The sequence below is a fragment of the Nocardia pseudovaccinii NBRC 100343 genome (assembly GCF_001613225.1).
Lineage (GTDB): Bacteria > Actinomycetota > Actinomycetes > Mycobacteriales > Mycobacteriaceae > Nocardia > Nocardia pseudovaccinii.
This window is the reverse complement of sequence record NZ_BDBY01000045.1, coordinates 1-23469: the sequence shown is the minus strand read 5'-3', so window position 1 is coordinate 23469 and position 23469 is coordinate 1. Positions and strand designations below refer to the sequence as shown.

Here is a 23469-nt window from a genome sequence, read left to right as displayed (position 1 = left end):
TTTCGCGGACGGTTATTCCTGGATGGTGATGACCAGTGCCGGGCAGACCGCGGCGGCCTCCCGGACGTCGGCGGCCTGGTCCTCGGGCGGGTTCGCGTCGAGCAGGATGACGATGCCGTCCTCGTCGCGCTGGTCGAAGACATCGGGGGCGACGGCGACGCACTGCCCGCAGGCGACGCACTTGTCTTCGTCGATGGTGACTTTCACGGGATGCTCCTCGCTGTCAGTGCCGACTGGTCGCGACCGACCGGGCGTCGATGATTTCCTGCCTGCGCAGGCGGGTCTGTTTGGGCATGTTCCAGCCGACGACGCCGGTGACCCGGCCGTCGAGGGTGTAGCGGGCGACGAATCTGCGCCCGTCGGTGGAACCGTCCACGATCTCCACGTCCGCTCCGGTCGGCAGGGTGCCGTGGACCTGGATCTTGGTGTCGAACTGATCGGTCCAGAAGTAGGGGACCGGGGTGTAGCGCTGTTCGGCGCCGAGCAGATTGGCGGCGACCGCGGCGGCCTGTTCGGTGGCGTTGGTGCGGTTCTCCATCCGGACCAGCCCGCCCACGTGGTCGTCGTGCCAGCGGGCGACGTCACCCGCGGCGTAAATACCCTGGGCCGCACGGCAATAGGAGTCGCACACCACGCCGTTGTCCAGCGTCAGTCCGCTGTCGGTCAGCCAATCGGTCGCCGGGACCGCGCCGACCGCGACCACCACGACATCGGCGGGCAGTTCCGCACCGGTATCCAGCCGCACGCCACCGACCCGGTCGCCGTCGTGGATGAACTCGCTGACTCCGGTGCCGAGCCGCAACCGCACCCCGCGTTCGGTGTGCAGGTCGCCGAGCAGCGGTGCGATCACCGGGCCGAGCTGTCCGGCCATGGGGGCCAACAGGGGGCCGACCACCGTGACATCCAGGCCCATAGTCCTTGCGGTGGCGGCGATTTCGGAGCCGAGCACGCCTTCACCGACGACCACGAGCCGAGTGGCGCGCAGCAGGTCCGCACGCAGGGCGATCGCGTCTTCGAGGGTGCGCAGCACGTGCACACCGGCCAGGGCGTCCGCGCCGGGCAGGGTGCGGGCGCGCACCCCGGTGGCGATCACGACGGCGTCGGCCTGCACGGACAGTCCCGATTCGGCGTGCACGATGTGGTTCACCGGATCGAGGGCGACCGCGGTCTCGCCGAGCACCAGGTCCAGCGGCATCGCGGCCAGATGCGTGGTGGGGCGCAGTTGCGCCTTCTCGGGTTCCCACGCACCGGCCAGAATCTGCTTGGACAGCGGCGGCCGGTCGTAGGGGAGCTCGGGCTCGGCGCCGAGGACGGTGATGCTGCCCTGATATCCGTTGCGCAGCAAGGCTTCCGCAGTGGACAGTCCGGCCGCCGAGGCGCCGACTACCAGTACGCTCTCGGGAACGTGCATGGCTGACTCTCTTTCGTAGGTCTTGTGGTTCGGATCAGACGAGCTGCAGGCGCCTGCGCAGCAGGGCGGCGCCCGCACCCAGCGAGACCAGACCCATGCCGACGCAGGTGACTATCTGCTGGACACCCTCGAGACCGAGGCTGTCGGCCACCGGTTCGAAGCCGACCGCCAGCGCGATGGCGAGGTTGAACAGGAACAGGAACCAGAGGGTGGGCTTCGCGGAGAGCAGCGTCTGTGCGGACTTCATGGCGATTCCTTCGAGATCGGAGCCGGTTAACGTCTGGCGTAAACGATTCCGTCCGCGGCTCGTCGCAACGAGGGAGCGCGGTCCCGAAGTCGGGGTGTACCTGGCTACACCCCTCAGCGGTACCGCGCTACACCGTCGGCGGGCACCGCGTCGCATAGCCTGGTCACATGCGGAAAACGGTGCGACAGGCGGCGCGGGCAACCGTGCAGCTGGCCAATGCCGCGGCGCTGGCCTTCGGCTCGTACCTGTTCATCTCGATGCTGTTGCTGACGCTGGCCGGTGCGCTGTCGCTGATCGGTATCGGGATGGTGCCGGTGACGGCCCAGCTGGTGCGCCAGTTCGCGGGCAGCAAGCGGCGCCAGGTGGCGGTATGGACCGGCCGCCCCGTCCCGGAGGCGTATTCGCCGATCGGCGGCCCGCTACGGCAGAGCCTGCGCGCGGTCGTGCGGGACCCGACGACGCTCGCCGACCTGCGCTGGATGCTGGCCTACTACTTCTATGGTGCCCTGGCCTACCTGGCGATTCCGTTGTGGCTGGTCGGCTTGCCTGTCGATGGCGTGTGGTGCGGTCTTTTCGGCCGAAAATCGTTGGTACTTCCCCTGATCGGTCGACTGGCCGATCTGGACGCCGAATGGTCGCGGTCGCTATTGCGACCCCCGCCCAAGGCATGGCTCGCGGCACGGGTCGACGAGCTGACGCAGACGCGCGCCAGTGCGATCGCCGCGCACGGCGCCGAACTGCGCCGGATCGAACGCGATCTGCACGACGGCACGCAGGCGCGGTTGGTATCGCTGTCCATGCGAATCGGTCTGGCGAAACGCGCGATGGATCGCGATCCCGCGAACGCGCGCAAGCTGCTCGACGAGGCGCAGCAGCTGACCGAGGAAGCGCTGACCGAACTGCGCCACATCGTGCGGGTGATCCATCCGCCGATCCTCACCGATCGCGGCCTGGCCGGAGCCATCCTGGCACTCGCGACCGACAGCGGTCTCGACGTCACCGTGGACGTGGACGAGGTGTCGCAGGGGCCGCGCGCCCCGGCGGCGGTGGAGGCCGCGGCATATTTCGTTGTCGCCGAGGCATTGACCAATGTGGTCAAACACAGCGGGTCAGAGCGGGCCGAGGTCCGAATCATTCGGATACACAACGGTTTACGCGTGTCGGTGCGCGACGAGGGCCGGGGCGGAGTCGAGGATATGTTGCGGGGCAACGGTTACGAGGCGGCCGGGTCCGGTGTCCTCGGCATGCAGCGTCGGGTCGCCGCGCTCGACGGAACCTTTACTGTGACAAGCCCCGTCGGGGGCCCTACCGAAATCGAGGTGGAATTGCCGTGCGCGTGGTGATGGCCGAGGACAATGCCCTGCTACGGGAAGGACTCGTCCTATTGTTGACCTCGGCCGGACACGAGGTCGTGGCCGTGGCGGGCAGCGGACCGGAGATCCTGCCCGCATTGCTCACCCACCGCCCGGATATCGCGGTACTCGATGTCCGGCTGCCACCGGCCTTCCGGGACGAGGGTCTGCGCGCCGCGCTGGCCGCGCGCAAGGAATTGCCCGGATTGCCGGTGCTCGTGCTCTCGCAGTACGTCGAGGAGTCCTATGCCGCCGAATTGCTCGGCGGCGGGGCCAGCGGGGTCGGCTATCTGCTCAAGGATCGGGTGGGGCGTGTCGACGAATTCCTGGAGGCACTGGACCGGGTCGCGGCCGGTGGCACCGCGCTCGATCCCGAGGTGGTGAGCCAACTGCTCACCCGCCGACGGAATTCACCGCTGGACTCGCTGACGCCGCGGGAGCGCGAAGTACTCGAATTGATGGCGGCTGGGCACGACAACGCGACCATCGCCGAGACACTCGTCGTCACCGAACGTGCGGTGAGCAAGCACATCGGCAATGTCTTCCAGAAGCTCGGCCTGCCGACGACAGATAGCGGACATCGCCGGGTGCTGGCGGTACTCGCGTACCTCAACAACGCCTAGCGGCTCGCGGGCGGCGGGGTGATCGAGCACAAGCGCCCCGTCCAGAGACCTGCGGCAGGTTCTCGACGAGGCGCTGAGTATGGGCTGCTGGGGATGAACGGTGTTACTCGATGGTGATGGCGCGCTCCGGACAGGCCATCTCGCCCTCGCGTGCCGCAGTCTCCAGATGTGCGGGCACCTCCCCTGCAAAGGGCAGGGCGTAACCGTCGTCATCGAGTTCGAACAACTCCGGTGCCGCGGCCGCGCACCGGGCATGTCCGGAACACAGCGAACTGTCGATCGTGATCTTCATCGAACAACTCCGTTCTCGAGAGTAGAGATTTCGCCGAGATCCATCGGCCCGGCGTAGGCGATGGCCAGCAGTTCCGAGAGGTCGACGCCCACTTCGGCCGCGACCTCCCGGCAGGCCGCCAGATCCTTGCGCAGGAAGGGACGGACGGTTTCGGTGTACTGATCAGGACTGCCGACTGCCGCGATATGACGCCCCGCGTTGCTGCCACCGGCGCTGACCGCGAGGGCTTCGAGCAATGCGCTGTCCTCGATACCCACCGCGCGGCCTGCCGCGAGACCGCGCAATGTCACCTGCGAGATCGTCGCGAACAGCAGATTGTTGAGCAGCTTCATCAGCATCGCCGTACCGCGCGCGCCCGTCGTTATGACGGGATCGGCATAGGCGCGCACCACCTGACGTGCCGTCGCCACATGTTCGGGCACACCGCCGAGGTAGACCACGAGCCGTCCGGCGCGCGCCGAATCCGCTGTCCCACTGAATGGTCCGTCCACGATCGCGGCCTTGCCGCTGGGTGCGAACTCGTCGAGCCGACTCAGCGTCGTCGGCGTCCCGGTGGTGTGCGATATGAGAATCGTCTCCGCGCGCATGGCTCCCACGATTTCGGGCAGCACCTCGAGCATCTGGGCATCACTGAACAGACAGCTGACGACGACGTCGGCATCCGCGATATCACCAACCCGGTCGACGAGTTCGGCTCCGGCAGCGGTGAGCCGGTCGCCGACCTCCGCGCGCCGGGTATACAGGCGGACCCGGTGACCAGCCGCGAGCAAGTGCTGCGCCATCGGTTCACCGATACGGCCCGCCCCCAGGAATCCGATCGTCGGGAGCACGCTCATGGCTTGGTGGTCGACCCCGCGTCGACGGTGAACTGCAGTCCCGTCACGTACCGCGCCTCGTCGGAAGCGAGGAACAGCACGGCATTCGAGATATCCCGCGGCTCGACATGCGTGTGCAGCGTATTCATCGCGGCCAGCGCGAACAGTGGCTCGCGTTCCTTCAGCTCCTCCAGCGCCACGCCCACCGTGATGCCGGTGTCGCTGACGCCGGTGGGATGCACGGTGTTCACCCGGATCCGGTGCTTGGCAAGCTCATTGGACAGCGCCTTCATCAGGCCGACCACACCGTGCTTGCTCGCCACGTAGTGGGCGTAGGGCACATGGCCCCGGATACCGGCGGCCGAGCTGGTGATGATGATCGACCCGCCCGCATCGGCGGCGATCATGCCGGGCACCGCGGCACGCACGGTGTTCCAGACGCCCTTGAGGTTGACGTCCATGGTGACGTCCCACTCCTCCTCGGACAATTCCCACGCGCGACCCGCACTCATCACCCCGGCATTGGCGACAATCGTGTCGAGGTGACCGAATTCGGCCGTCGCCGCGTCGACCGCGGCACGCATATCGCTGAGCGAGCGCACGTCGGCCTGGAGGGTGACGCACCGGCCGCCGACGGCCTCGACCAGCTTCGCGGTCTCCTCGAGCTGTTCCTTCGTCGCCAGCGGATAGGGCAGCGCCTGGCTGATCTCCTGGCAGACATCGGTGATCACGACGGCGGCCCCCTCTTCCGCCAGCCGCACCGCATGCGAGCGGCCCTGGCCGCGCCCAGCTCCGGTGACGAGTGCGACCTTGCCCTCTACACGCCCCATACCAAACCTCAGTTCCTTTGTTGTGCAATGCTTTCCGCGTACCTGACCGATATGGCCGGTCAGGAGCCGAGCAGGTCGGCGGCGGCCTCGCGCAGTGCGCGCAGCCGGGTTTCGAGCAGCTCCCGCTCGGCGGCCTCGGCCGGACCGAGTTCGGGTAGCCGCGCCTCCACCTCGCCGATCTCCTCCTGCAGGCGGCCGTAGGCCTCCTCGCGGGTCAGCAGGTCCAGTTCCGTCCAGTCGGAGCGCTCGGACTCGGGCTTGCGACTCATGCGGGCAGGTTGTAGAGCCGACGGGTGTTGAGCTCGACCATCGCGTGTACTTCGTCATCCGGTACGTCGGCGAGCACTTCGGCCGCGTAGGCACGGCTCTTGGGCCAGTACGAGTCCGAGTGCGGGTAGTCGCATTCCCAGGTGATGCGCTCGACGCCGATGTGGTGGCGCACCTCGATGCCGAACCGGTCGTCGATGAAGCAGCCGTGGAAATGCTTCTTGAACAGGTCCGACGGCCGCACATCCTGATTGATGTTCTGGTAGAAGCGGTGCCGCTCCCACGTTCCGTCCATCCGCTCCAACATGTACGGCATCCAGCCGATGCCGCCTTCGGACAGACCGACCTTCAGCTTGGGGTGCCGGTGGAACACCGGCGAGAACAGCAGGTCCGCGGTGGCGAACATGGAGTTGCAGCCGAACAGCGAGATGGTCACCGCGAACGGGGCATCCTCGGAGGTCTTCGGCGGTTTGCCCGAGGTGCCGAAGTGCAGGCACAGCGGCATATCGGTCTCCTCGAGCGCGGAGAACATCGGATCCCAGTAATCGCTGTAGAACGACGGCAATCCCAATGGCGCCGGATTCTCCGGGAAGGAGATCGCCTTCGAGCCCTTGGCGGCGACGCGGTGGATCTCCGCGACGCACGCCTGCACATCCCACAGCGGCAGAATGCTCAGTGGGATGAGGCGGTCGGCCGGACCGGCCGTGCACCACTCGTCGAGCACGAAGTCGTTCCACGCCTGTACACACAGCAGCGCGAGTTCTTTGTCCTGGCCCTCCAGGAATACCGTGCCCGCGAAGCGCGGGAATGATGGGAAACACAGCGCGCCCCAGACGCCGTCGAGGTCCATATCGCGCAGCCGGGCCTTCGGGTCGTAGCAGCCCGGGATCATCTCGTCGTAGCGAGTCGGCTCGGTGCCGAATTCCTCGGGCTTCTTACCCGAAACGGCATTCAGGCCGATGTACGGGTAGATGCGACCCTCATAGGTCCACACCTCCGCCGGTGCGGCATTGCCCTCTCGAGTCTGCTCCACGATCCGCGGACCGGCCTCCCGGTACTTCGCGGGCAACCGGTCCACCCACAGCCGCGGGGGCTCGATCAGGTGGTCATCGGTCGACAGCAGCTTCATCCATGGCTGCAATGGCATCGTTGTGCTCCCTCGTCCAGATCGCGGCGCGCCGGGGGAACCGCCTCCCGCAGGGGGCTTGCTCCGCCCTCGACACACGCAGTGCAGAGCCGAAAGCCAGCTGTGTGCTGGCCCACAAACTCTATATCACTCGGTTTATTGTGTACACCTGATTACTTCTCACTCAGCGGAAACTGTGCCTTAGTCAACTAATCAGTCAATATTCAGTCTACCCATTTCCGGTTGAACTCACTATGCTCATGGCACCGGCTCGCCGGGATCGTGCGGCCGCGCTGTGTCCACGCCCAGCGCCGGAGTAGAGCCGCGCCCGCACTCGAGGAGTCCCGCCGCGCCGCGAGAGTCGATGGAAGGAAAACCCACGATGGGTCGAGTACAGGACAAAGTCGTCTTCATTACCGGAGCCGCCCGCGGCCAGGGGCGCGCACACGCGCTGCGGCTTGCGGAAGAGGGCGCCGACATCATCGCCGTGGATCTGTGCGAGAACATCGCCACCAACGGCTATGCGTTGGCGACTCAGGACGATCTCGATGAAACCGCCCGCCTGGTGGACAAGCTCGGGCGGCGCATCGTCGCCCGCAAGGCCGATGTGCGCGATCCCGCCGCGCTGAAGGCGGCAGTGGCCGAGGGCGTGGCCGAGTTCGGTCGGCTCGACGGCGTGGTGGCACAAGCCGGTATCGCCCCGTTGGGGCCGCAGGACAGTGCGCTGGCCTTCATCGATGCCATCACCGTCGACTTCAACGGCGTGGTCCATGCCGTCGAGGCGGCCCTGCCGCATCTGAAGGCCGGTGCCTCGATCGTCGCGACCGGATCGATCGCGGCACTGATTCCCGCGAGCGTCGACAACCCGGCCAACGGTCCCGGGGGGCTCGGTTACTCCTTCGCCAAGCGCACCGTCGCCGCCTTCATCCACGATCTTGCGACAGTGCTGGCATCCCGGCAGATCAGAGCCAATGCGGTGCACCCGACGAACGTCAACACCGACATGCTCAACAACGAGCTGATGTACCGCTCGTTCCGGCCCGATCTGGAGAATCCGACGCGCGAGGACGCCTTGGTTTCCTTCCCCGCGACCACCGGCATGGGTAACCCCTACGTCGAGCCGGAGGACATCGCCGACGCCGTGCTCTTTCTGATTTCCGAGGAATCCCGCTGGGTCACCGGCATGCAGATGCGCGTCGACGCGGGTGGTTACGTCAAGAAGCGCCCCCAGCTGCCGACTTTCTGACCGGGTGGGTGGGCAGTGGTCGGCTGCCCACCCACCGCTTTCAGGCTCGGGCCGAGCGCGCCACATATCGCGCGATCACATTGCGCTGAATCTCGTTGGTGCCCTCGCCGATTTCGAGGATCTTGGCATCGGCATAGAAGCGCGAGATCTTCGACTCGCGCATATAGCCGTACCCGCCGTGGATCTGGACGCTGGCGCTGGCCGCGCGATTGGCCACCTCGGAGGCGTACACCTTGGCCATGGCCGCCGCCTGGCCGAACGGCCTGCCCTGGTCGGCGAGCCACGCGGCGCGATAGACGAGGGCGCGGGCCGCTTCGACCTCGGTGGCCATATCGGCGAGCTTGTGCTGTACCGCTTGGAACGCCGAGAGCGTCTTGCCGAACTGCTCGCGCTGGGACGCGTGGCTGGCCGCGAGATCGAGCGCCTCTTGGGCCAGTGACAGTGCCAATGCGGCGACGCTGATGCGGCCGCCGTCGAGCACATCGAGGAACTGCCGCAGCCCGTTGCCCTCGTCGCCGATCAGGTTCTCGCCCGGAATCCAGCAATCGTCGAAGATCAGCTCCCGCGAATCCATCGCATGCCAGCCGAGCTTCTTCATCGGATGCCCGACGGTGTAGCCCGGCGTGCCGGTCGGCACGAAAAACGTTCCGTACCTTCTGGTTCCGTCATCGTCGGTACCGGTCACCGCGAGAATCGTGACACCGAGGCTGATCTCGGTGCCCGCATTGGTGATGAACATTTTGGTGCCGTTGATGAGCCATCCGTCGCCGTCCCGCTTTGCGGTGGTCCGGATACCGGCCGCATCCGAGCCCGCGGTCGGTTCCGTCAATCCGAAGGCGCCGATATGGGTTCCGTTCGCGAGCGGCGTCAGCCATTTGGCCTTCTGTTCCGCGGTGCCGAAGGTGGCCAGGGGGAGTGAGGCGATGGTGGAGTGGGCATTCCAGCAGGCGGCCAGTGACTGATCCGCCGCGCCGATCATTTCCATGGCGGCCACGTAGGAGACGAACCCGGCATCGGTGCCGCCGTACTCCGGTGCGACGAGCAGCCCGGTCAAGTCCAACTCGCCCATTTTCAAGAAGACCTCGGACGGGAATCGTTCCTGCTCCGACCAGGACTCGGCGTGCGGCTCGATCTCCCGTTCGGCGAAGTCACGGCACAGCTTCTGTAGCTCGATCGCCTCGGCGGGCAGGTCTAGATCCATAGCGAGTCCGTCCTGTCATCTGGTCGCCAACAGCGACTCTTGTTTTTTCGAACACTCGGTATAATATTGACTGTCGGTGCCGCACGTCAACAGTCGCACCGCGGGCGAGGCCGTCGAGCGATCGGTGAGAAATCCATGACAATGACTGAATCCAACTTGCGGACAACGGACTTGGGGAATGCGGCGACGCTGACCGAGATGTACCGGAGAATGCTGACGATTCGGCGGTTCGAAGAGCACGCCGCCCGGCTCTACCGCGACAGCCGGATACCCGGATTCCTGCACCTTTCCATCGGTCAGGAGGCATCCGCGGTCGGCGCCTGCTGGCCACTGGACGACCGGGATGTGGTGACCTCGACCCATCGCGGCCACGGCCACTGCATCGCCAAGGGCCTGGATGTCGACGGCATGTTCGCCGAGCTGATGGGCAAGGAGACCGGAACCTGTAAAGGGCGCGGCGGATCCATGCACATCGCGGATCCACGCAAGGGGATCTTCGGTGCGAACGGCATTGTGGGCGCGGGCCTCCCGATCGCGGTCGGCGCCGGTACCGCGGCTCAGCTGCGCCGGGGCGGCGGCGTGGTCGTCGCCTTCTTCGGCGACGGCGCCATCGCGCAGGGCGTGTTCCATGAATCGGTCAACTTGGCCGCGGTGTGGGACCTGCCCGTCATCTTCTTTTGTGAGAACAACGGCTACTCCGAATTCTCCGCGGCGGCCGACCAGCACCGGGCGACCCTGCGCGAGCGCGCGGCGGGCTACGGCGTCGAATACCACGGGGTGGACGGCAACGATGTCGTGCAGGTCGCGGCGCTACAGCGCGAGCTGGTCGCGCGGCTGCGCGCCGGGGCGGGCCCGATGATCGTCGAGGCCACCACCTACCGCTGGCACGGGCACTACGAGGGCGATCCCGAAAGCTACCGGGATGCCGAAGAACTCGCCGAATGGAAGAAGCGCGATCCGCTGATCCTGCTCGGCGACACCATGCGCGGGCGCGGGCTGGCCGAGCAACTGGCTGTCGTCGAGCGCGAGGTCGATGCCGTGATCGCGCACGCGATCGAGCAGGCCACCGCCGCACCGTATCCCGCCGCCGAGACGGTCGGCGATTTCGTCACCACGCCACGTGCCGAAATACCGGAACCGGCGACCCCGACCGGCGGAACGCTGAAGATCATGCATGCGATCACCAATGCGCTGACCCGCGAGCTCGAGGACGATCCGACCGTCTTCCTGGCGGGTATCGATGTCGGAAAAGGCGGCAATGTCTACGGTCTGACTCGCGGTCTGGCCGACAAATTTCCGGGCCGGGTCCGCGACACCCCGATTTCCGAAAGCGCGATCATGGGGACCGCGGTGGGTGCGGCGATGGCGGGCTACCGCCCGGTCGTCGAATTGATGTACTTCGACTTCATCGGCGTCTGCCTGGATCAATTGATGAACCAGGCGGCCAAATTGCGCTTCATGACCGGCGGTGCGGTGACCATGCCCCTGGTCGTGCGCACCCAGTTCGGCGCGGGCAAATCCTCCGGCAGTCAGCATTCCCAGAGCCTGGAGGGTCTGCTCGCGCATATCCCCGGGTTGACGGTGGTGATGCCGTCGACTCCGGCCGACACCTACGGCTTGTTGCGGGCCGCGATCCAGGATCCCAATCCGGTGATCTTCATCGAGAACCGCCTGCTGTACGGCAAGAAGGGGCCTGAGCCGTCGGCGGATCACCTTGTGCCACTCGGCAAGGCGATCGTGCGACGTCCGGGCGTGGATGCGACCGTGGTGTCGTACTCGAAGATGATGTACGACTGCCTCGCCGTCGCCGATCGCCTGTCCGCCGAGGGCATCGAGGTCGAGGTCATCGATCTGCGGACCATCAGTCCGCTGGACTTCGATACCGTCCTGACGTCGCTGAAAAAGACGAATCGTCTGGTGGTCGTCCACCAGGCCGTCGGCGAATTCGGTGTCGGCGCCGAACTGGCCGCCCGCGCGGTCCGCGAGGGATTCTGGTACCTGGACGCGCCGGTGATCCGGGTGACCGCCGGTGCGACACCCGCGCCGTACACTCCGGCGCTGGAGCAGATCTGGCTGCCCGATGAGGCGCGCATCGAGGCCGCGATTCGCGAATCGCTGGACGCCCACCCGGGACAGACACCGACACGGTAGTTTCTACCGACCGTTCACTCTGCGTATACTCGGTTCGCACGCGACCGCGGGAGGGATGAGATGGCTCGACCACCAGGACACGGACCCGCCTACGAGGTCAAGCGACAGGAAATCATCGATACGGCCGCGGCGCTGTTCGCGAAAAAGGGCTATGCCGCGACCGGGATCATCGAGATCGGTGACACGGTCGGCTTGGCCAAGGGCGCGCTGTACTACTACATCGGCTCCAAGGAAAATCTGCTCGTCGAAATCCAGAGCCGGGTTCTCGACCCGTTGCTGGTCGTCGCCGCGCGTATCCAGGAGTTGGATGCGCCGCCACTGGTCAAACTCCGGTTGTTGTCCGAGGAATTGCTGAACGTCATCTTCGAGCGCTTGGACCATATCTGGGTGTACGAACACGACTATCGCCAACTGACCGGCGAGAATCTGTCCCGCATGCTCGAAAAGCGCAAAGAAGTCGAACATGTCGTGCGGTCGCTGCTGGTCGACGCAATGGACGACGGATCGCTGCGCAAGGCCGATCCGACCCTGGCCATGCTGCAGTTTCTCAATATGCACAACCGCACCTACCAGTGGCTGGATCCGGATAAGCGCTGGGATGCGAAATTCCTGTCGAAGTCCTACTGCCACACGCTCTTCAACGGCTTCGCCGATGGCAAATGCGATCTCGAGGCGCTGGAGGCGCGGGTCGAGGCGCAGACGGCAGCGAGTACCACCTAGTACCCGACCGACCGGAACGCCGCGTTCGACAACCACGTGTTGTCGGACGCGGCGTTCGGCGTTTCCGGTGTCGGCACGCGGGATCTTGACAGATTTGCGGTTTTGGTTTTGTATACCGAGTGTTCTAATTAATTGACTGTCCCGGCAAGGGAGGCCGACATGGGTTCGAGGCTCGAAGGCAAGACCGCGGTGGTGACCGGAGCGGGTGGCGCGCTCGGCTCGGCGGTCGCCCTGCGCTGTGCCGAGGAGGGGGTTCGCGATCTCGTCCTCGCCGATCTCGATGTCGATGCCATGGCATCGCTGGCGGATACATTGCGCGCCAAGGGAATTGCCGTGGCGACCGAACGGCTGGACGTCGCCGACGGTGACGAGTTCGACGCGCTCATCCGGTCTGCCGTCGAGCGCAGCGGCACCGTCGATGTGCTGGTGAATACCGCGGGCATCGTGTCGCCGAACGCCCGTATCCACCATCTGTCTACCGGGGACTGGCAGCGCACCATGTCGGTCAACTTGACCGGCACCTTCCATGGCATCCGCGCCGTCGCCCGCGCACTGCGCAAGAAGGCGAATGTCTCCATCGTCAATATCGCCTCCGTCAGCGGGCTGACCGCTTGGGCGTATGCCGCTCCCTATTGCGCGTCGAAGGCCGGAGTGATCCACCTGACCCGGGTCGCCGCACTCGAATACGCCAAGGAGGGAATTCGGGTCAATGCCGTATGTCCCGGTACCTTTCCGACGGCCGTGCACGACGGCCTGCCCGCCGAGGCGATGAATGCGATCGAGGCCAAGCATCCGCTCGGATTCGGCGCACCGGCCGACATCACCGGCGCGGTCGTCTATCTCGCCAGCGATGAATCCCGTTGGGTCACCGGGCATTCCCTGGTCGTCGACGGCGGCTACTCATTGCCGTGATGTGGCGGAACCGTCGTCGATGGTTGTCTGCCGCGCGACAGTTGATTAGTCTGACCGGTACAGAAAATATACAGCTTCCTCTTCACAGCGAAGGCCCGTGAATGTTCAACTTCGCCGCCGTGTTCGACCGGAACGCGCAACAATACGCAGCCGAAATCGCATTGTCCGAAGGCGATCGGGCCCTGACCTACGCCGAGCTGCGCACCCGCGTGCATGCGCTGGCCCTCGCGCTGCGTGAACTGGGAGTCGCCGCGGGCGATATCGTCGCCGTGCTGTTGTACAACCGGGTCGAATTCGTGGAAACCATGCTCGCGGCCAATCACATCGGCGCCGCGATCATGCCGCTGAACTATCGGTTGTCCCCGGCGGAATGGCAGTACATTCTCGAGCATTCGAACGCGGGCGCCATCGTGACGGAGCCGGAGTTCACGGCGGGGATCGATGCATTGGCGCCGTCGCTGCCGCTGTTGCGACACCGCGTGACGCTGGATGCCGCGCCGGATCCGTCGTGGCTGGAATACGACGCGCTGGTCGCACCGACTATCGGCCGCACGACCGAGGTCGTCGATGTGGAACCCGATGCGCTGCAACGACTTATGTACACCTCGGGCACGACCTCGCGCCCGAAGGGCGTGATGATCTCGCATCAGAATCTGACCTGGAAGAACCTCGCGCACATCATCGAGTTCTCACTGACCGCCGCGGACAACACCCTGGTGTGCGGCCCCCTCTACCACGTGGGCGGTATGGATCTGCCGGGTCTGGCCACCTTCCACGCCGGTGGCCGACTGAGCCTGATCCGCCGGTTCGACGCCGCCGCGGTGATGGACGCGATCGAACAGCTGCGCCCGACCAATGTCTGGCTGGCGCCGTCGATGATGAACGGCCTGCTGCAACTGCCCGATATCGCCGATCGCGACACCTCGTCGATCCGCTTCATCACCGGCGGCGGTGAGAAGATGCCCATTCCGCTGCTCGACCGGATCGCCGATGCGTTCCCGGGCGTCTGGTTCGCCGACGCGTACGGCCTCACCGAAACCGTCTCCGGCGACACCGTCAACGACGCCGAGCACATGCGATCGAAGGTCGGCTCGGTCGGGCGGCCGGTGGCCGATGTCGAGGTCGCCATTTTCGACGAGCGCGATACCCATGTTCCGGCCGGACAACTCGGTGAGATCGTCATCCGCGGGCCCAAGGTGACCTCCGGCTACTGGCGGGACGAGGCGGCGACCCGCTCGGCACTGCGCAACGGGTGGTTCCACACCGGCGATATCGGCCGTCTCGACGAAGACGGTTACCTCTACATCGAGGACCGCAAGAAGGACATGATCGTCTCGGGCGGGGAGAATATCGCCACCCCGGAGGTCGAGCGGGTGCTGTACGAGAACCCGGACATCATCGAGGCGGCGGTCGTCGGCATGCCCCATCCGCGCTGGGGCGAGGTGCCGAAGGCATTCGTCGTGCTGCGTGCGGGTAGTCACTTCGACCCCGAGGCGCTGAAGGATTTCTGTCGCACCCGCTTGGCCAAATACAAAGTGCCCGCGGAGATCGAATGCATCGACACCTTGCCGAGAACCCCTTCCGGAAAGGTGCTCAAGCGCGTATTGCGCGACGGTACAGCCTGATTCGCGCACACGGCCGTCGCGACACCCCCGTCCGCACGCCCGGAATCGCCGATATGCCGTAAAGCGGTGGCGGCGTGCCGCAGCGAGTTCATGAGCGCGCCGCCGGATCACCGGCGGCGCCGCGCGGCAGGCATACCGCCGCGTTCTCGGTGCGCCGTAGGAATTCGAGCATGAAAGCGCCGCCCACGAATCCTGTTGCGCCGGTGAGATGGTGCGGCCGATACCCACTGTGCGGCTTCGGCGTTCGTCATCGCGCGCACCGAACAGCATCTGGCAACCGTCACCGCCGTAGTGGTGTAGCCAGGTACACCGTCCATCCGGGACCGCGCTCCCTCGCCCCGGTGCGTCGTCCTCGGCATCGTCGAGTTGACGAACTTCGGAATTCGAGGGCTGTCGGGCCGGGCCCGCAGTCGACAACAGGAGGATGGCATGACGACAGTAGGTATCGCGACCGGCGCGGGCCGGGGCATGGGCAATTCGTGTGCGCAGCGCATGGTGGATTCGGTGGACGTGCTGCTGCTCGTCGACCGGGACGAGGCGACGGTGACCGCGGCTGCCGAGGAACTGGACCAGGCCGGGCGCGCGAGCGTCGAACCGTTCGTCCTCGATATCACCGATGTCGAGGGGTTGGCTCGACTCGCTGCTCGCACAGGCGAACTCGGCACACTGCGCGCGGTCGCGCATGCGGCGGGCATCTCGCCGACCATGGCGGACTGGCGCCGGATCTTCGAGGTCGACCTGATCGGCACGGCTCGGCTGGCCGAGGCGCTGCGGCCGATGGCCACGACGGGGACGGCGCTGGTGTGCTTCGCATCGATGTCGCCGATGCTCGATCCCTCAGTGCCCGATCCGGCGGCGTTGGCGATTCTGGACGATCCACTCGACGAGACGTTCCTGGAGCGCATGCGCGAGACGCTCGGCGTAGCTGTCGAGAACACGGGCATCGCGTACAGCTGGGCCAAGCGCGGCGTGCACCGGTTCGTGCGGCAGGAGGCAATGCGCCTGGGTCCGGCTGGCGCGCGCATCTGCTCGGTATCGCCCGGCGTCATCGCAACGCCCCAGGGCAAACAGGAAGCCGAGGCGCATCCGATCATGGGCAAGCTGGTCGAGGGCACGCCGTTGCGGCGGATGGGCAAATCGGGTGAGGTTGCCGCCGTGGTCGCCTTCGCGCTGTCGGATCAGGCGAGTTTCCTCAATGGCATCGACCTGCTCGTCGACGGCGGCGCGTATGCCGCCGTGCAGGTGGCGTCCGGGAAATAGGTTCACTCTTTTGTCCCGGGTCCGGCGGCTGACCTTGATTGTACCGACCGATAGGTCTAACATTCGATTGTCGCCGGGCATCAGGCAGTCGAACGGGAGTCGCAGATGAGGTTTGTTCGCGAGGCAGTCGCATGACCGTGCCGGAGCAGGTGCTGGTGGTCGGTGCGTCGGCGGCCGGACTGTCGACGGTGGAATCGCTGCGGCGCAAGGGCTTTCAAGGCCCGATCACGGTGCTCGGCGATGAGCCGCATGCGCCTTACGATCGGCCGCCGCTGTCCAAGCAGGTGCTTTCGGGCGCGTGGGAGCCGGATCGGGCCGCGCTGCGCAAGCAGGAGATGCTGGCGGCATTGGATGCCGAATTCGTACTCGGGGCCGCGGCGACAGGGTTGGATCCGGCGACCCGAACCGTGCGTACTGCAGCCGGACACGAATTGCGGGCGGACGCGGTCGTGCTCGCCACGGGGGTGCGGGCGCGGACATTGCCCGGACACGATGACCTGATCGGTGTGCACGTATTGCGCACCCTCGACGACGCGCTGGCGCTACGGGCGGACCTGCTGATCAGCTCGCGGTTGGTCGTCGTCGGCGAGGGCGTCCTCGGTGCCGAAATCGCCGCCACCGCAAGCACGCTCGGGCTGGACGTGACGATGACCGGTCCGCAGCCGGCCCCCATGGCTCTGCAGGTCGGCCCGATGGTGTCGAAACTGTTGGCGGACTTGCACACCGAGCGCGGTGTGCGGCTGCGACTCGGCACCGGTGTCGTCGGCCTGGACGGCGCGGACGGTCGGGTTACCGGCGTGCGGCTCGGCACCGGCGAGGTGCTGCCCGCCGATGTGGTGGTCGTCGCGATCGGCGCGGCCCCGGCGACCGAGTGGCTGAAAGGCAGTGGGCTGCAGCTCGACAACGGCGTGGTCTGCGATTCCCGCTGCCGCGCCGCCGAGGGAATCTACGCCGTCGGCGATCTGGCCCGGTGGCATCACGAGCAGTTGGGCGGGCTGATCCGCCTGGAGAACCGGACCAATGCCACCGAGCAGGCCGCGGCCGTCGCCGGTGTGATCATGGGGGAGGACCACCCCTATGTGCCGGTGCCCTACTTCTGGACCGATCAATTCGACGTGAAGATCCAGGTGCACGGCAGGCTCCCCATCGGCGCCGAGGTCGACATCGTCGACGGTGACCCGGCGACCGGACGGTTCGTCGCGCGGTACCGCGAAGCGGGTGTCGTCACCGGAGTCCTCGGCTGGAATATGCCCAAGCAGACTCGCCTGCGCCGACAGGAGATCGTCGATGCGCTCCCGAGTCTCGCGGTAACCAGCCCTCGGCTCTGATCGCCTTCAGTCCCAGCCCAATTCACCGAAAGACCAGGAGAGACCCGATGAAGGTTGTCATCGACGAAGACAAGTGCGTCGCGGCCGGAAATTGCGTTGCCGCCGCCGTCGAGGTGTTCGACCAGCGTGACGAGGACGGCATCGCGGTGCTGCTGAACGAACACCCATCGGCCGAACAGGCCGATGACGTCCGTCAGGCGGCGGCCGTCTGTCCCGCGATGGCGATCTCCATCGAGGAATGAAATGTCGACCCAAGGAGAGCCGATCATGACCGAGACCGTGGATATCCCCGAATACCCGACGCCGCGAGATGCCAAGTGCCCGTTCCTGCCTTCGCCCGAATTGCGTGAGCTGCACGCCGCCGGTGTCCCGCTGTCGCGAGTGCGCACCTGGGATGGTCTGACCCCATGGCTCATCTCATCGCACGCCGCCCAGCGGCAGGTAATGGCCGATCCGCGGGTCAGCGCAAACGATCATCTGCCCGGGTTCCCGTATATGACCCGGGCCATCGCCGAGACGATCCACGAACGGCCGAAGACCCTCTTCGACACCGACGGCCCCGAGCACGCGCGATTGCGCCGGATGCTGACGAATTCGTTCACGCGCGGGCGGATGGAGAAGGTTCGCCCCGCGATCCAGCGGGTCACCGATGAGCTCATCGATAAGATGCTGTCCGGCCCGAACCCGGCCGACCTGGTGGAGGCGCTGTCGCTGCCACTGCCGTCGCTGATGATCTGCGAACTGCTCGGCGTGCCGTACGAGGATCACGACTTCTTCGAGGGGCACGCCAAGATCACCAATGGCCGGGAGGTGACCCCGGAGGAGAGCAACGCCTCGAATGCGGAGCTCGGCGCCTACTTGGGCAAGCTGATCGTGGCCAAGATGGAAAAGCCCGAAGAGGACGTGGTCTCCGACCTCGCGGCGCGGGTCAAGGCGGGCGAGCTGGATATGCCCGGCGCCACCATCATGAGCATGATCATGCTCATCGCCGGTCACGAGACCAGCGCGAATATGATCACGCTCGCGACCGCGCTGCTGCTGCAGAATCCGGACCAGCTGGCACTGCTGCGCGAAACCGAGGACAAGAAGGTCATCGCGAGCGCGGTCGAGGAGTTGCTGCGCTATCTGACCATCCCGCATCTGCTTCAGCGGCGCATCGCCACCGAAGATATCGAGGTCGAAGGACACACGATCCGTGCGGGGGAGGGCATCATCAGTTCATTGCCCTCGGCCAACTTCGACCCGATGGCTTTCCCGGAGCCCGAGAAGCTGGATCTCCTGCGCGAGGCGCGCCACCATCATGCCTTCGGCTGGGGCCCGCACCAGTGCATCGGCCAGCAGCTCGCGCGCATCGAACTCGAGGTCGTATTCGGCACCCTCTACCGTCGCATCCCGACGCTGCGGCTGGGCGTCGACTTCGACCAGCTGCGGTTCAAGGGTGATTCGCTCGCCTACGGCATCTACGAACTGCCGGTCGCCTGGTAGCGATTAGTACCCTCATTTCCAAGACTGGACTGACCGGTACAAGTAACCTTGGGTGCGGATCCCTGAACCGATAGCCACCAGCGCATCGAGGGACGAGAGAGGTACCGCATGTTCAAGGAGTTCGTCGCCTCCGGTGACTCGCACATCATCGAACCGGTCGATCTGTTCAAAACCCGGCTGCCCGTACATCTTCGGGAACGGGCGCTCTGGGAAGAGGAATTCACGCTCGACGAGCCGATCGTGCCGGGTGGACACACCGAGTTCAAGAAACTGCACACGATCGGCTTCGACGGCTGGACCATTTCGAAGTACCGGCAGACCGCCGGGCCGACTCCGGACGGCGAGCCGGAGCACATCCTGCGGGATATGAATATCGATGGCGTCGACGCCGCCGTCATGTTCCCGAATCTGTCGCTGTTCGTGCTGTTCACCGACGACCACGAGTTGTCGATGGCGCACGCGCGCGTCTACAACGATTACATCGTCGAGCGCTACCTCCGGTACAAGGACCGGATGCGCCCGACCGCCGCCATCCCCGTCACCGATGTCCCGGACGCGGTCGCCGAGATCGAACGCTGCGCCCGCGCCGGACTCGGTGCCATCCTGCTCCCGGAGTTGCCGCCGGTGCCGTACTGGTCACGGCATTACGACCCGATCTGGGCTGCCGCGCAGGCCAACGGAATGCCGGTGTTCTTCCACGTCGCCACCGGCGGGGTTTCGGTCAAGGAAGAAACCTCGGAGACGGCGGTCACCGTCAAGGGGCTGATGATGGCCGTCAATATGGGCAAGGGCCAGCTCACCGACGATATGGTGGCGGGCCGGACCATGGGCGGCGGCAATACCGCCTCCGCGATTCCGCAAGGCATCATCGCCGACCTGGTCGGCGGCGGCGTCTGTGAACGCTTCCCGAATCTGCACTTCAACCTGGTCGAGTACAGCGCGGGATGGCTTGTCTCGTACCTCGGCGTGATGGATCGGTCGTGGCGGACCGGCACCGGCCAGGACCCGGACTGGTGGCTCGGCTTCTGGGACGACACTCGCTCGCCGAAGGATCAGCCGACCATGGGACGGCTGTTCAATATAAATGCGAAGTGGCCGTGGCCGCTGAAGCCGAGTGAGTATGTGCAGCGCCAGATCCACGTCCAGTTCGCCGATGACCCGACCGCGGTCAAGGCCCGGCACATCACCGGATTGACGACCATCATGTGGGGCAACGACTACCCGCATGCGGAGGGAACTTTCCGCGGCAGCGCCGAATGCATCGCGGAGAATTTCGAAGGGGTTCCCGACGAGGATCGCGCGGCGATCCTGGGCGGCACCCTCGCCGACGTCGTCGGCTTCGACAAGTCCGAGAAGCTCGCTGAGATCCCCGAGGGCGTCTGACCCGCGCTCGCGTGCCCGGAGCCGAGCCGCTCCGGGCACGAACGTTCCGTCGGCCGGATTCGCCTCCAGATCCACATCATCGGGGACCACCACCTGCCGGGAAGCGGGAGTGCCGAGCACTTCCACCTGGAGGCGAATCCATCCGGCAGCGAACCTGGCTTCGGCGGATCGAGTCTGTCAGAACAGGTAGCGTCCGCCGTTCACGCTGAGCGTCTGCCCCGTGACGTAACCGGCCTCGTCGGAGGCGAGATAGGCGACCGCGTGGCCGATCTCCTCCGGCTGCCCGGCCCGCTTCATCGGCATATGCGCGGCCGCCGCTTCCACGTCGATGGTCTGGCGGGTCAGCGGGGTGTCGATGAATCCGGGCGGAACATGGTTGACGGTGATTCCCTGTTCGATGAACTCGACGGCCAACGCCTTCGTCAGGCCGATCACGCCGCCCTTGGAAGCCGCGTAGTGGGCCATGCCCGGTGCTCCGGTCTGCGCGGAGGACGAGGAGATATTGATGATCCGGCCCCAACCGGCCGCGAGCATATCGGGGACCAGCGCCTTGGTAACCAGGAAGGGGCCCTTGAGATTGATCCCGATCATGCGATCCCAGGAGTCCTCGGACAGGCTCGTGAAGGGCTCGTACGTGGTGATTCCGGCATTGTTGACCAGCACGGTGACGGGTCCGAGCTCGGCGTGGGTGCGGGCCGCCGCCGTTGCGATGGCATCGGCATCGGCCGCATCGCCGACGACCGCGATGGCGGTGCCGCCCGCTTCGCGGATCGAGGCGACGGTCTTCTCGGCGTTCTCCGGATTCAGGTCCCAGATCGCGACGGCGGCGCCCTTGGCCGCGAGTACGGTCGCGATGGACTGGCCGATCCCGCTACCGCCGCCGGTGACGACGGCGATCTTGCCTGCGAGTGACATATTCGTTCCTTTGCGTCGAAATCGGTTGCCGGGCCGGGTTATTCGCCCGGCGCCGATTCGCCCAGCGCGGCACGGGCGGCGGTGCGTGCCGCGGTCGCCCGCGGGAATCCGGCATAGCCGCTGGCGTGGTAGATGACCTCGGCGATCTCGTCCTTGGTCAGTCCGTTGGTCAAGCCGATGCGGACGTGGTGGCCGAACTCGGTCTCGGACCCGAGCGCGATCAGGATGCCGAGCGTGACCAGACTGCGATCGCGCGGGGCGAGTCCCTCCCGGCCCCACAGCTGGGCCCACACACTGACCAGGCCGATCTCCACGAGGTCCTCACCGAGCTGACCATCGCGCAGGTCGATATCACCCTCGGGAAACACGCCGGGCAGGGCCGCGCGCATCACCGCGAGACCCTCGGTGCGCAAGTCGGTGTCCTTGGTTGTCATCAGCGACTCCCATCGCATTCCGTTGTGCTGCTGGTTGCCGCAATGTTAGAACAATCGGTCGGTACAATCAATGAGTGGACAGCGTCTCGCGTGCGAAATGTTCGGACGAGGACGCTGTTGATTCCGATCGGATTCGGCTCTAGTCTCGTGACCAACGTCATAGACCGACCGGTCGAAACATCTTTGGCGTCGTGCAGCAGGCGACCCATTCGAGATTGGAGAACGTATGAGTGGATCGGCGAACGCCGCTGGTACGACGGCTGACGCGGTCGACGTCCTGGTGGTCGGCGCGGGCGTGACGGGCATCTATCAGCTGTACCGGGCACGCGAGGAGGGCTTCTCGGTACGGCTGCTCGAGGCGGGCGACGGCGTCGGCGGGACGTGGTATTGGAACCGCTATCCCGAGGCGCGTTTCGACTCCGAGAGCTACACCTACGGCTATCTGTTCTCCAAGGAGCTGTGGGAGGAGTGGGAGTGGTCGGAGCGGTTCACCGGCCAGCCGGAGAACGAACGCTACTTCAACTTCGTGGTGGACCGTTTCGATCTGCGCCGCCACATCCGATTCGGCGTCCGGGTGACGGCCGCGGAATTCGACGAGTCGGCCGGTATCTGGACGGTGCGCACGGATGACGGCGCCGAGCATCGCGCACGCTTCCTCGTCGCCGCCACCGGCGTGCTCTCGGTGCCGTTCATTCCGGAGGTGTCCGGACGCGAGATATTCGGCGGCGAACAGCACCACACCGGCCGCTGGCCGAAGACGCCGGTCGACTTCACCGGTAAGCGCGTCGCCATCATCGGTACCGGATCCAGTGGCGTGCAGATCGTTCCGGCCATCGCCGACCAGGTCGACTCGTTGACGGTGTACCAGCGGACTCCGGACTGGTGCACACCGCTGAACAACGCGCCGCTCACCGCGGACGAGCGGGCCGAGATCAAGGCCGACTTCGAACGGATCCGCGAGACCCTGAACACCTCGCCGAGTGGATTCCTGCATGCGCTGCCCAGCCGCTTTTCCACCGACGATACGGCCGAACAGCGGCAGGCTTTCTTCGAAAAGATGTGGAACAGCCCGGGTTTCACGAAGTTGACCGAAAACTACATCGACTTCACGACCAATCCCGAAGTGAACAAGGAGTTCTGCGAATTCCTCGCGGACAAGATCCGCGGCATCGTCACCGATCCCGCGACGGCCGACAAACTGATCCCGAAGGACCACATCTACGCCGGTCGGCGTCCACCCTTCGTGACCGGTTACTTCGAGGCCTACAACAAGCCGAACGTTTCGCTCGTCGCGCTCGAGGAGACCCCGATCGTTCGTATCACCGAGACCGGGATCGAGACGGCGGAAGGCCTGCGTGAGTTCGACATCATCATCTGGGCGACCGGCTACGACTTCGGCACCGGTGCGCTCAATCGGCTCGGCGTCCGCGGCCGCGACGGTCTTGCGCTCGAGGAGTATTGGGCGGAGGGCCCCAATACCTACCTGGGCGTCGTTACCGCCGGTTTCCCGAACTTCTTCTTCCCCGGCGGTCCGCACGGTGCGCTCGGGAACAACCCACGATACGCGGGCGACCAGGTCGACTGCGTCATCGGTGTTTTGCGGCACGCGCGTGCGCGCGGCTTCGACATCATCGAGGTCGATCCCGCGGCCGAGGCCGAGTGGACCGAGACCGTCAACGGCAGTGGGTCGCTGTTCCTCGAGAGCAGCTACTTCTTCGGATCCAATATCCCCGGAAAAGCGGTCAAGCAGCTGCTGAATCCGACCGGGCGGCCCAATCTGCAACGCCTGATCGGCGAACTGGCCGCCAGTGAATACGCAACCTTCATCGGATCGCAAGCGGAAGAA

24 protein-coding genes and 1 pseudogene are annotated in these 23469 nt (G+C 65.8%); 13 read left to right on the top strand and 12 right to left on the bottom strand.

Features of this window, described 5'->3' with window-relative positions; translation table 11 throughout:
- Positions 1–12 precede the first annotated feature (12 nt).
- From NP3_RS06310 to NP3_RS06300, 3 genes are read right to left on the bottom strand one after another with little or no spacing between them, the layout of a single operon-like run.
- Positions 13–207: a ferredoxin gene (locus tag NP3_RS06310; RefSeq protein WP_063038717.1), complete on the bottom strand. Its 195-nt coding sequence runs from the start codon at positions 205–207 to the stop codon at positions 13–15.
- A 16-nt stretch (positions 208–223) separates the two neighbouring features.
- A complete protein-coding gene (locus NP3_RS06305; RefSeq protein ID WP_063038715.1) occupies positions 224–1411 on the bottom strand; it encodes an NAD(P)/FAD-dependent oxidoreductase in 1188 nt (395 codons plus the stop codon).
- 34 nt (positions 1412–1445) lie between these two features.
- Positions 1446–1658: a hypothetical protein gene (locus NP3_RS06300; RefSeq protein ID WP_063038713.1), complete on the bottom strand. Its 213-nt coding sequence runs from the start codon at positions 1656–1658 to the stop codon at positions 1446–1448.
- Positions 1659–1825: 167 nt separating this feature from the next.
- Here NP3_RS06300 and NP3_RS06295 point away from each other — a divergent pair, with 167 nt between their 5' ends.
- Together NP3_RS06295 and NP3_RS06290 are read left to right on the top strand one after the other, a co-directional pair.
- Entirely contained in the window at positions 1826–3001 is a 1176-nt protein-coding gene (locus NP3_RS06295; RefSeq protein ID WP_063038711.1) for a sensor histidine kinase, read from the top strand.
- Entirely contained in the window at positions 2989–3633 is a 645-nt protein-coding gene (locus NP3_RS06290) for a LuxR C-terminal-related transcriptional regulator (protein WP_040701288.1), read from the top strand. Before NP3_RS06295 ends, NP3_RS06290 begins: the two co-directional genes overlap by 13 nt.
- Positions 3634–3736: 103 nt before the next feature.
- Here the strand turns inward: NP3_RS06290 and NP3_RS06285 are convergent, their stop codons facing one another.
- The 5 genes from NP3_RS06285 to NP3_RS06265 are packed head-to-tail and all read right to left on the bottom strand — an operon-like array spanning position 3737 to position 6984.
- Positions 3737–3925, bottom strand: a complete 189-nt coding sequence (locus NP3_RS06285) for a ferredoxin (RefSeq protein ID WP_063038708.1) — start codon at positions 3923–3925, stop codon at positions 3737–3739.
- Positions 3922–4761, bottom strand: coding sequence for an NAD(P)-dependent oxidoreductase (locus tag NP3_RS06280; RefSeq protein WP_063038706.1), 840 nt, complete (start codon positions 4759–4761; stop codon positions 3922–3924). Before NP3_RS06280 ends, NP3_RS06285 begins: the two co-directional genes overlap by 4 nt.
- Positions 4758–5570 (bottom strand): mycofactocin-coupled SDR family oxidoreductase, encoded by an 813-nt coding sequence (locus NP3_RS06275; RefSeq protein ID WP_063038704.1) that lies wholly within the window; start codon positions 5568–5570, stop codon positions 4758–4760. The genes NP3_RS06280 and NP3_RS06275 overlap by 4 nt, the downstream gene beginning before the upstream one ends.
- 59 nt (positions 5571–5629) lie before the next feature.
- The gene (locus NP3_RS06270; RefSeq protein WP_063038702.1) at positions 5630–5839 is read right to left on the bottom strand and encodes a hypothetical protein; all 210 of its coding nucleotides are present in this window, start codon (positions 5837–5839) and stop codon (positions 5630–5632) included.
- Entirely contained in the window at positions 5836–6984 is a 1149-nt protein-coding gene (locus NP3_RS06265) for an amidohydrolase family protein (protein WP_157124152.1), read from the bottom strand. Before NP3_RS06265 ends, NP3_RS06270 begins: the two co-directional genes overlap by 4 nt.
- A 361-nt stretch (positions 6985–7345) precedes the next feature.
- Between NP3_RS06265 and NP3_RS06260 the strand changes: the two genes are divergently transcribed.
- Positions 7346–8209, top strand: a complete 864-nt coding sequence (locus NP3_RS06260) for a mycofactocin-coupled SDR family oxidoreductase (RefSeq protein WP_063038698.1) — start codon at positions 7346–7348, stop codon at positions 8207–8209.
- 40 nt (positions 8210–8249) lie between these two features.
- Here the strand turns inward: NP3_RS06260 and NP3_RS06255 are convergent, their stop codons facing one another.
- The gene (locus NP3_RS06255; protein WP_063038696.1) at positions 8250–9410 is read right to left on the bottom strand and encodes an acyl-CoA dehydrogenase family protein; all 1161 of its coding nucleotides are present in this window, start codon (positions 9408–9410) and stop codon (positions 8250–8252) included.
- A gap of 141 nt (positions 9411–9551) precedes the next feature.
- Here NP3_RS06255 and NP3_RS06250 point away from each other — a divergent pair, with 141 nt between their 5' ends.
- From NP3_RS06250 to NP3_RS06235, 4 genes are all read left to right on the top strand, one after another.
- Positions 9552–11561 carry an alpha-ketoacid dehydrogenase subunit alpha/beta gene (locus NP3_RS06250; protein ID WP_218024817.1) on the top strand — a complete coding sequence of 670 codons (2010 nt, stop codon included), beginning with the start codon at positions 9552–9554 and terminating at the stop codon, positions 11559–11561.
- A gap of 60 nt (positions 11562–11621) precedes the next feature.
- Positions 11622–12281 carry a TetR/AcrR family transcriptional regulator gene (locus tag NP3_RS06245; protein WP_063038692.1) on the top strand — a complete coding sequence of 220 codons (660 nt, stop codon included), beginning with the start codon at positions 11622–11624 and terminating at the stop codon, positions 12279–12281.
- 159 nt (positions 12282–12440) lie between these two features.
- On the top strand, positions 12441–13193 hold the full coding sequence (locus NP3_RS06240) for an SDR family NAD(P)-dependent oxidoreductase (RefSeq protein ID WP_063038690.1): 753 nt from the start codon (positions 12441–12443) through the stop codon (positions 13191–13193).
- Positions 13194–13294: 101 nt separating this feature from the next.
- Positions 13295–14818, top strand: a complete 1524-nt coding sequence (locus NP3_RS06235; RefSeq protein ID WP_063038688.1) for an acyl-CoA synthetase — start codon at positions 13295–13297, stop codon at positions 14816–14818.
- Between the two features lie 88 nt (positions 14819–14906).
- Here the strand turns inward: NP3_RS06235 and NP3_RS51405 are convergent.
- Positions 14907–15014, bottom strand: a pseudogene (locus NP3_RS51405) (hypothetical protein); the annotation flags it as partial.
- 233 nt (positions 15015–15247) lie between these two features.
- Here NP3_RS51405 and NP3_RS06230 point away from each other — a divergent pair.
- The 5 genes from NP3_RS06230 to NP3_RS06210 all read left to right on the top strand — a co-directional run bounded on the left by NP3_RS06230 (position 15248) and on the right by NP3_RS06210 (position 20274).
- Positions 15248–16078 (top strand): SDR family oxidoreductase, encoded by an 831-nt coding sequence (locus NP3_RS06230; protein WP_063038686.1) that lies wholly within the window; start codon positions 15248–15250, stop codon positions 16076–16078.
- A gap of 131 nt (positions 16079–16209) precedes the next feature.
- Positions 16210–17406 carry an NAD(P)/FAD-dependent oxidoreductase gene (locus NP3_RS06225; RefSeq protein ID WP_063038685.1) on the top strand — a complete coding sequence of 399 codons (1197 nt, stop codon included), beginning with the start codon at positions 16210–16212 and terminating at the stop codon, positions 17404–17406.
- A gap of 47 nt (positions 17407–17453) precedes the next feature.
- Positions 17454–17648: a ferredoxin gene (locus NP3_RS06220; protein ID WP_063038683.1), complete on the top strand. Its 195-nt coding sequence runs from the start codon at positions 17454–17456 to the stop codon at positions 17646–17648.
- Between the two features lie 25 nt (positions 17649–17673).
- Positions 17674–18891: a cytochrome P450 gene (locus NP3_RS06215; RefSeq protein ID WP_063038719.1), complete on the top strand. Its 1218-nt coding sequence runs from the start codon at positions 17674–17676 to the stop codon at positions 18889–18891.
- A 108-nt stretch (positions 18892–18999) separates the two neighbouring features.
- Positions 19000–20274, top strand: a complete 1275-nt coding sequence (locus tag NP3_RS06210) for an amidohydrolase family protein (protein WP_063038682.1) — start codon at positions 19000–19002, stop codon at positions 20272–20274.
- 177 nt (positions 20275–20451) lie between these two features.
- Here the strand turns inward: NP3_RS06210 and NP3_RS06205 are convergent, their stop codons facing one another.
- Both NP3_RS06205 and NP3_RS06200 read right to left on the bottom strand, forming a co-directional pair.
- A complete protein-coding gene (locus NP3_RS06205) occupies positions 20452–21189 on the bottom strand; it encodes an SDR family NAD(P)-dependent oxidoreductase (RefSeq protein WP_063038680.1) in 738 nt (245 codons plus the stop codon).
- Between the two features lie 38 nt (positions 21190–21227).
- Positions 21228–21623: a carboxymuconolactone decarboxylase family protein gene (locus NP3_RS06200; RefSeq protein WP_063038678.1), complete on the bottom strand. Its 396-nt coding sequence runs from the start codon at positions 21621–21623 to the stop codon at positions 21228–21230.
- Between the two features lie 226 nt (positions 21624–21849).
- On the opposite strand from NP3_RS06200, the gene NP3_RS06195 reads away from it, so the two are divergent.
- Positions 21850–23469: flavin-containing monooxygenase (locus NP3_RS06195; protein ID WP_063038676.1), on the top strand; the 1620-nt coding region annotated here is incomplete at its 3' end.

Coding starts and splice junctions, on each gene's coding strand:
- NP3_RS06250 (WP_218024817.1), top strand. CDS start 9,552: ATGACTGAATCCAACTTGCGGACAACGGACTTGGGGAATGCGGCGACG.
- NP3_RS06245 (WP_063038692.1), top strand. CDS start 11,622: ATGGCTCGACCACCAGGACACGGACCCGCCTACGAGGTCAAGCGACAG.
- NP3_RS06235 (WP_063038688.1), top strand. CDS start 13,295: ATGTTCAACTTCGCCGCCGTGTTCGACCGGAACGCGCAACAATACGCA.
- NP3_RS06255 (WP_063038696.1), bottom strand. CDS start 9,410: ATGGATCTAGACCTGCCCGCCGAGGCGATCGAGCTACAGAAGCTGTGC.
- NP3_RS06275 (WP_063038704.1), bottom strand. CDS start 5,570: ATGGGGCGTGTAGAGGGCAAGGTCGCACTCGTCACCGGAGCTGGGCGC.
- NP3_RS06265 (WP_157124152.1), bottom strand. CDS start 6,984: ATGCCATTGCAGCCATGGATGAAGCTGCTGTCGACCGATGACCACCTG.
- NP3_RS06270 (WP_063038702.1), bottom strand. CDS start 5,839: ATGAGTCGCAAGCCCGAGTCCGAGCGCTCCGACTGGACGGAACTGGAC.
- NP3_RS06280 (WP_063038706.1), bottom strand. CDS start 4,761: ATGAGCGTGCTCCCGACGATCGGATTCCTGGGGGCGGGCCGTATCGGT.
- NP3_RS06210 (WP_063038682.1), top strand. CDS start 19,000: ATGTTCAAGGAGTTCGTCGCCTCCGGTGACTCGCACATCATCGAACCG.
- NP3_RS06215 (WP_063038719.1), top strand. CDS start 17,674: ATGACCGAGACCGTGGATATCCCCGAATACCCGACGCCGCGAGATGCC.
- NP3_RS06305 (WP_063038715.1), bottom strand. CDS start 1,411: ATGCACGTTCCCGAGAGCGTACTGGTAGTCGGCGCCTCGGCGGCCGGA.
- NP3_RS06220 (WP_063038683.1), top strand. CDS start 17,454: ATGAAGGTTGTCATCGACGAAGACAAGTGCGTCGCGGCCGGAAATTGC.
- NP3_RS06300 (WP_063038713.1), bottom strand. CDS start 1,658: ATGAAGTCCGCACAGACGCTGCTCTCCGCGAAGCCCACCCTCTGGTTC.
- NP3_RS06260 (WP_063038698.1), top strand. CDS start 7,346: ATGGGTCGAGTACAGGACAAAGTCGTCTTCATTACCGGAGCCGCCCGC.
- NP3_RS06295 (WP_063038711.1), top strand. CDS start 1,826: ATGCGGAAAACGGTGCGACAGGCGGCGCGGGCAACCGTGCAGCTGGCC.
- NP3_RS06200 (WP_063038678.1), bottom strand. CDS start 21,623: ATGACAACCAAGGACACCGACTTGCGCACCGAGGGTCTCGCGGTGATG.
- NP3_RS06240 (WP_063038690.1), top strand. CDS start 12,441: ATGGGTTCGAGGCTCGAAGGCAAGACCGCGGTGGTGACCGGAGCGGGT.
- NP3_RS06225 (WP_063038685.1), top strand. CDS start 16,210: ATGACCGTGCCGGAGCAGGTGCTGGTGGTCGGTGCGTCGGCGGCCGGA.
- NP3_RS06205 (WP_063038680.1), bottom strand. CDS start 21,189: ATGTCACTCGCAGGCAAGATCGCCGTCGTCACCGGCGGCGGTAGCGGG.
- NP3_RS06285 (WP_063038708.1), bottom strand. CDS start 3,925: ATGAAGATCACGATCGACAGTTCGCTGTGTTCCGGACATGCCCGGTGC.
- NP3_RS06230 (WP_063038686.1), top strand. CDS start 15,248: ATGACGACAGTAGGTATCGCGACCGGCGCGGGCCGGGGCATGGGCAAT.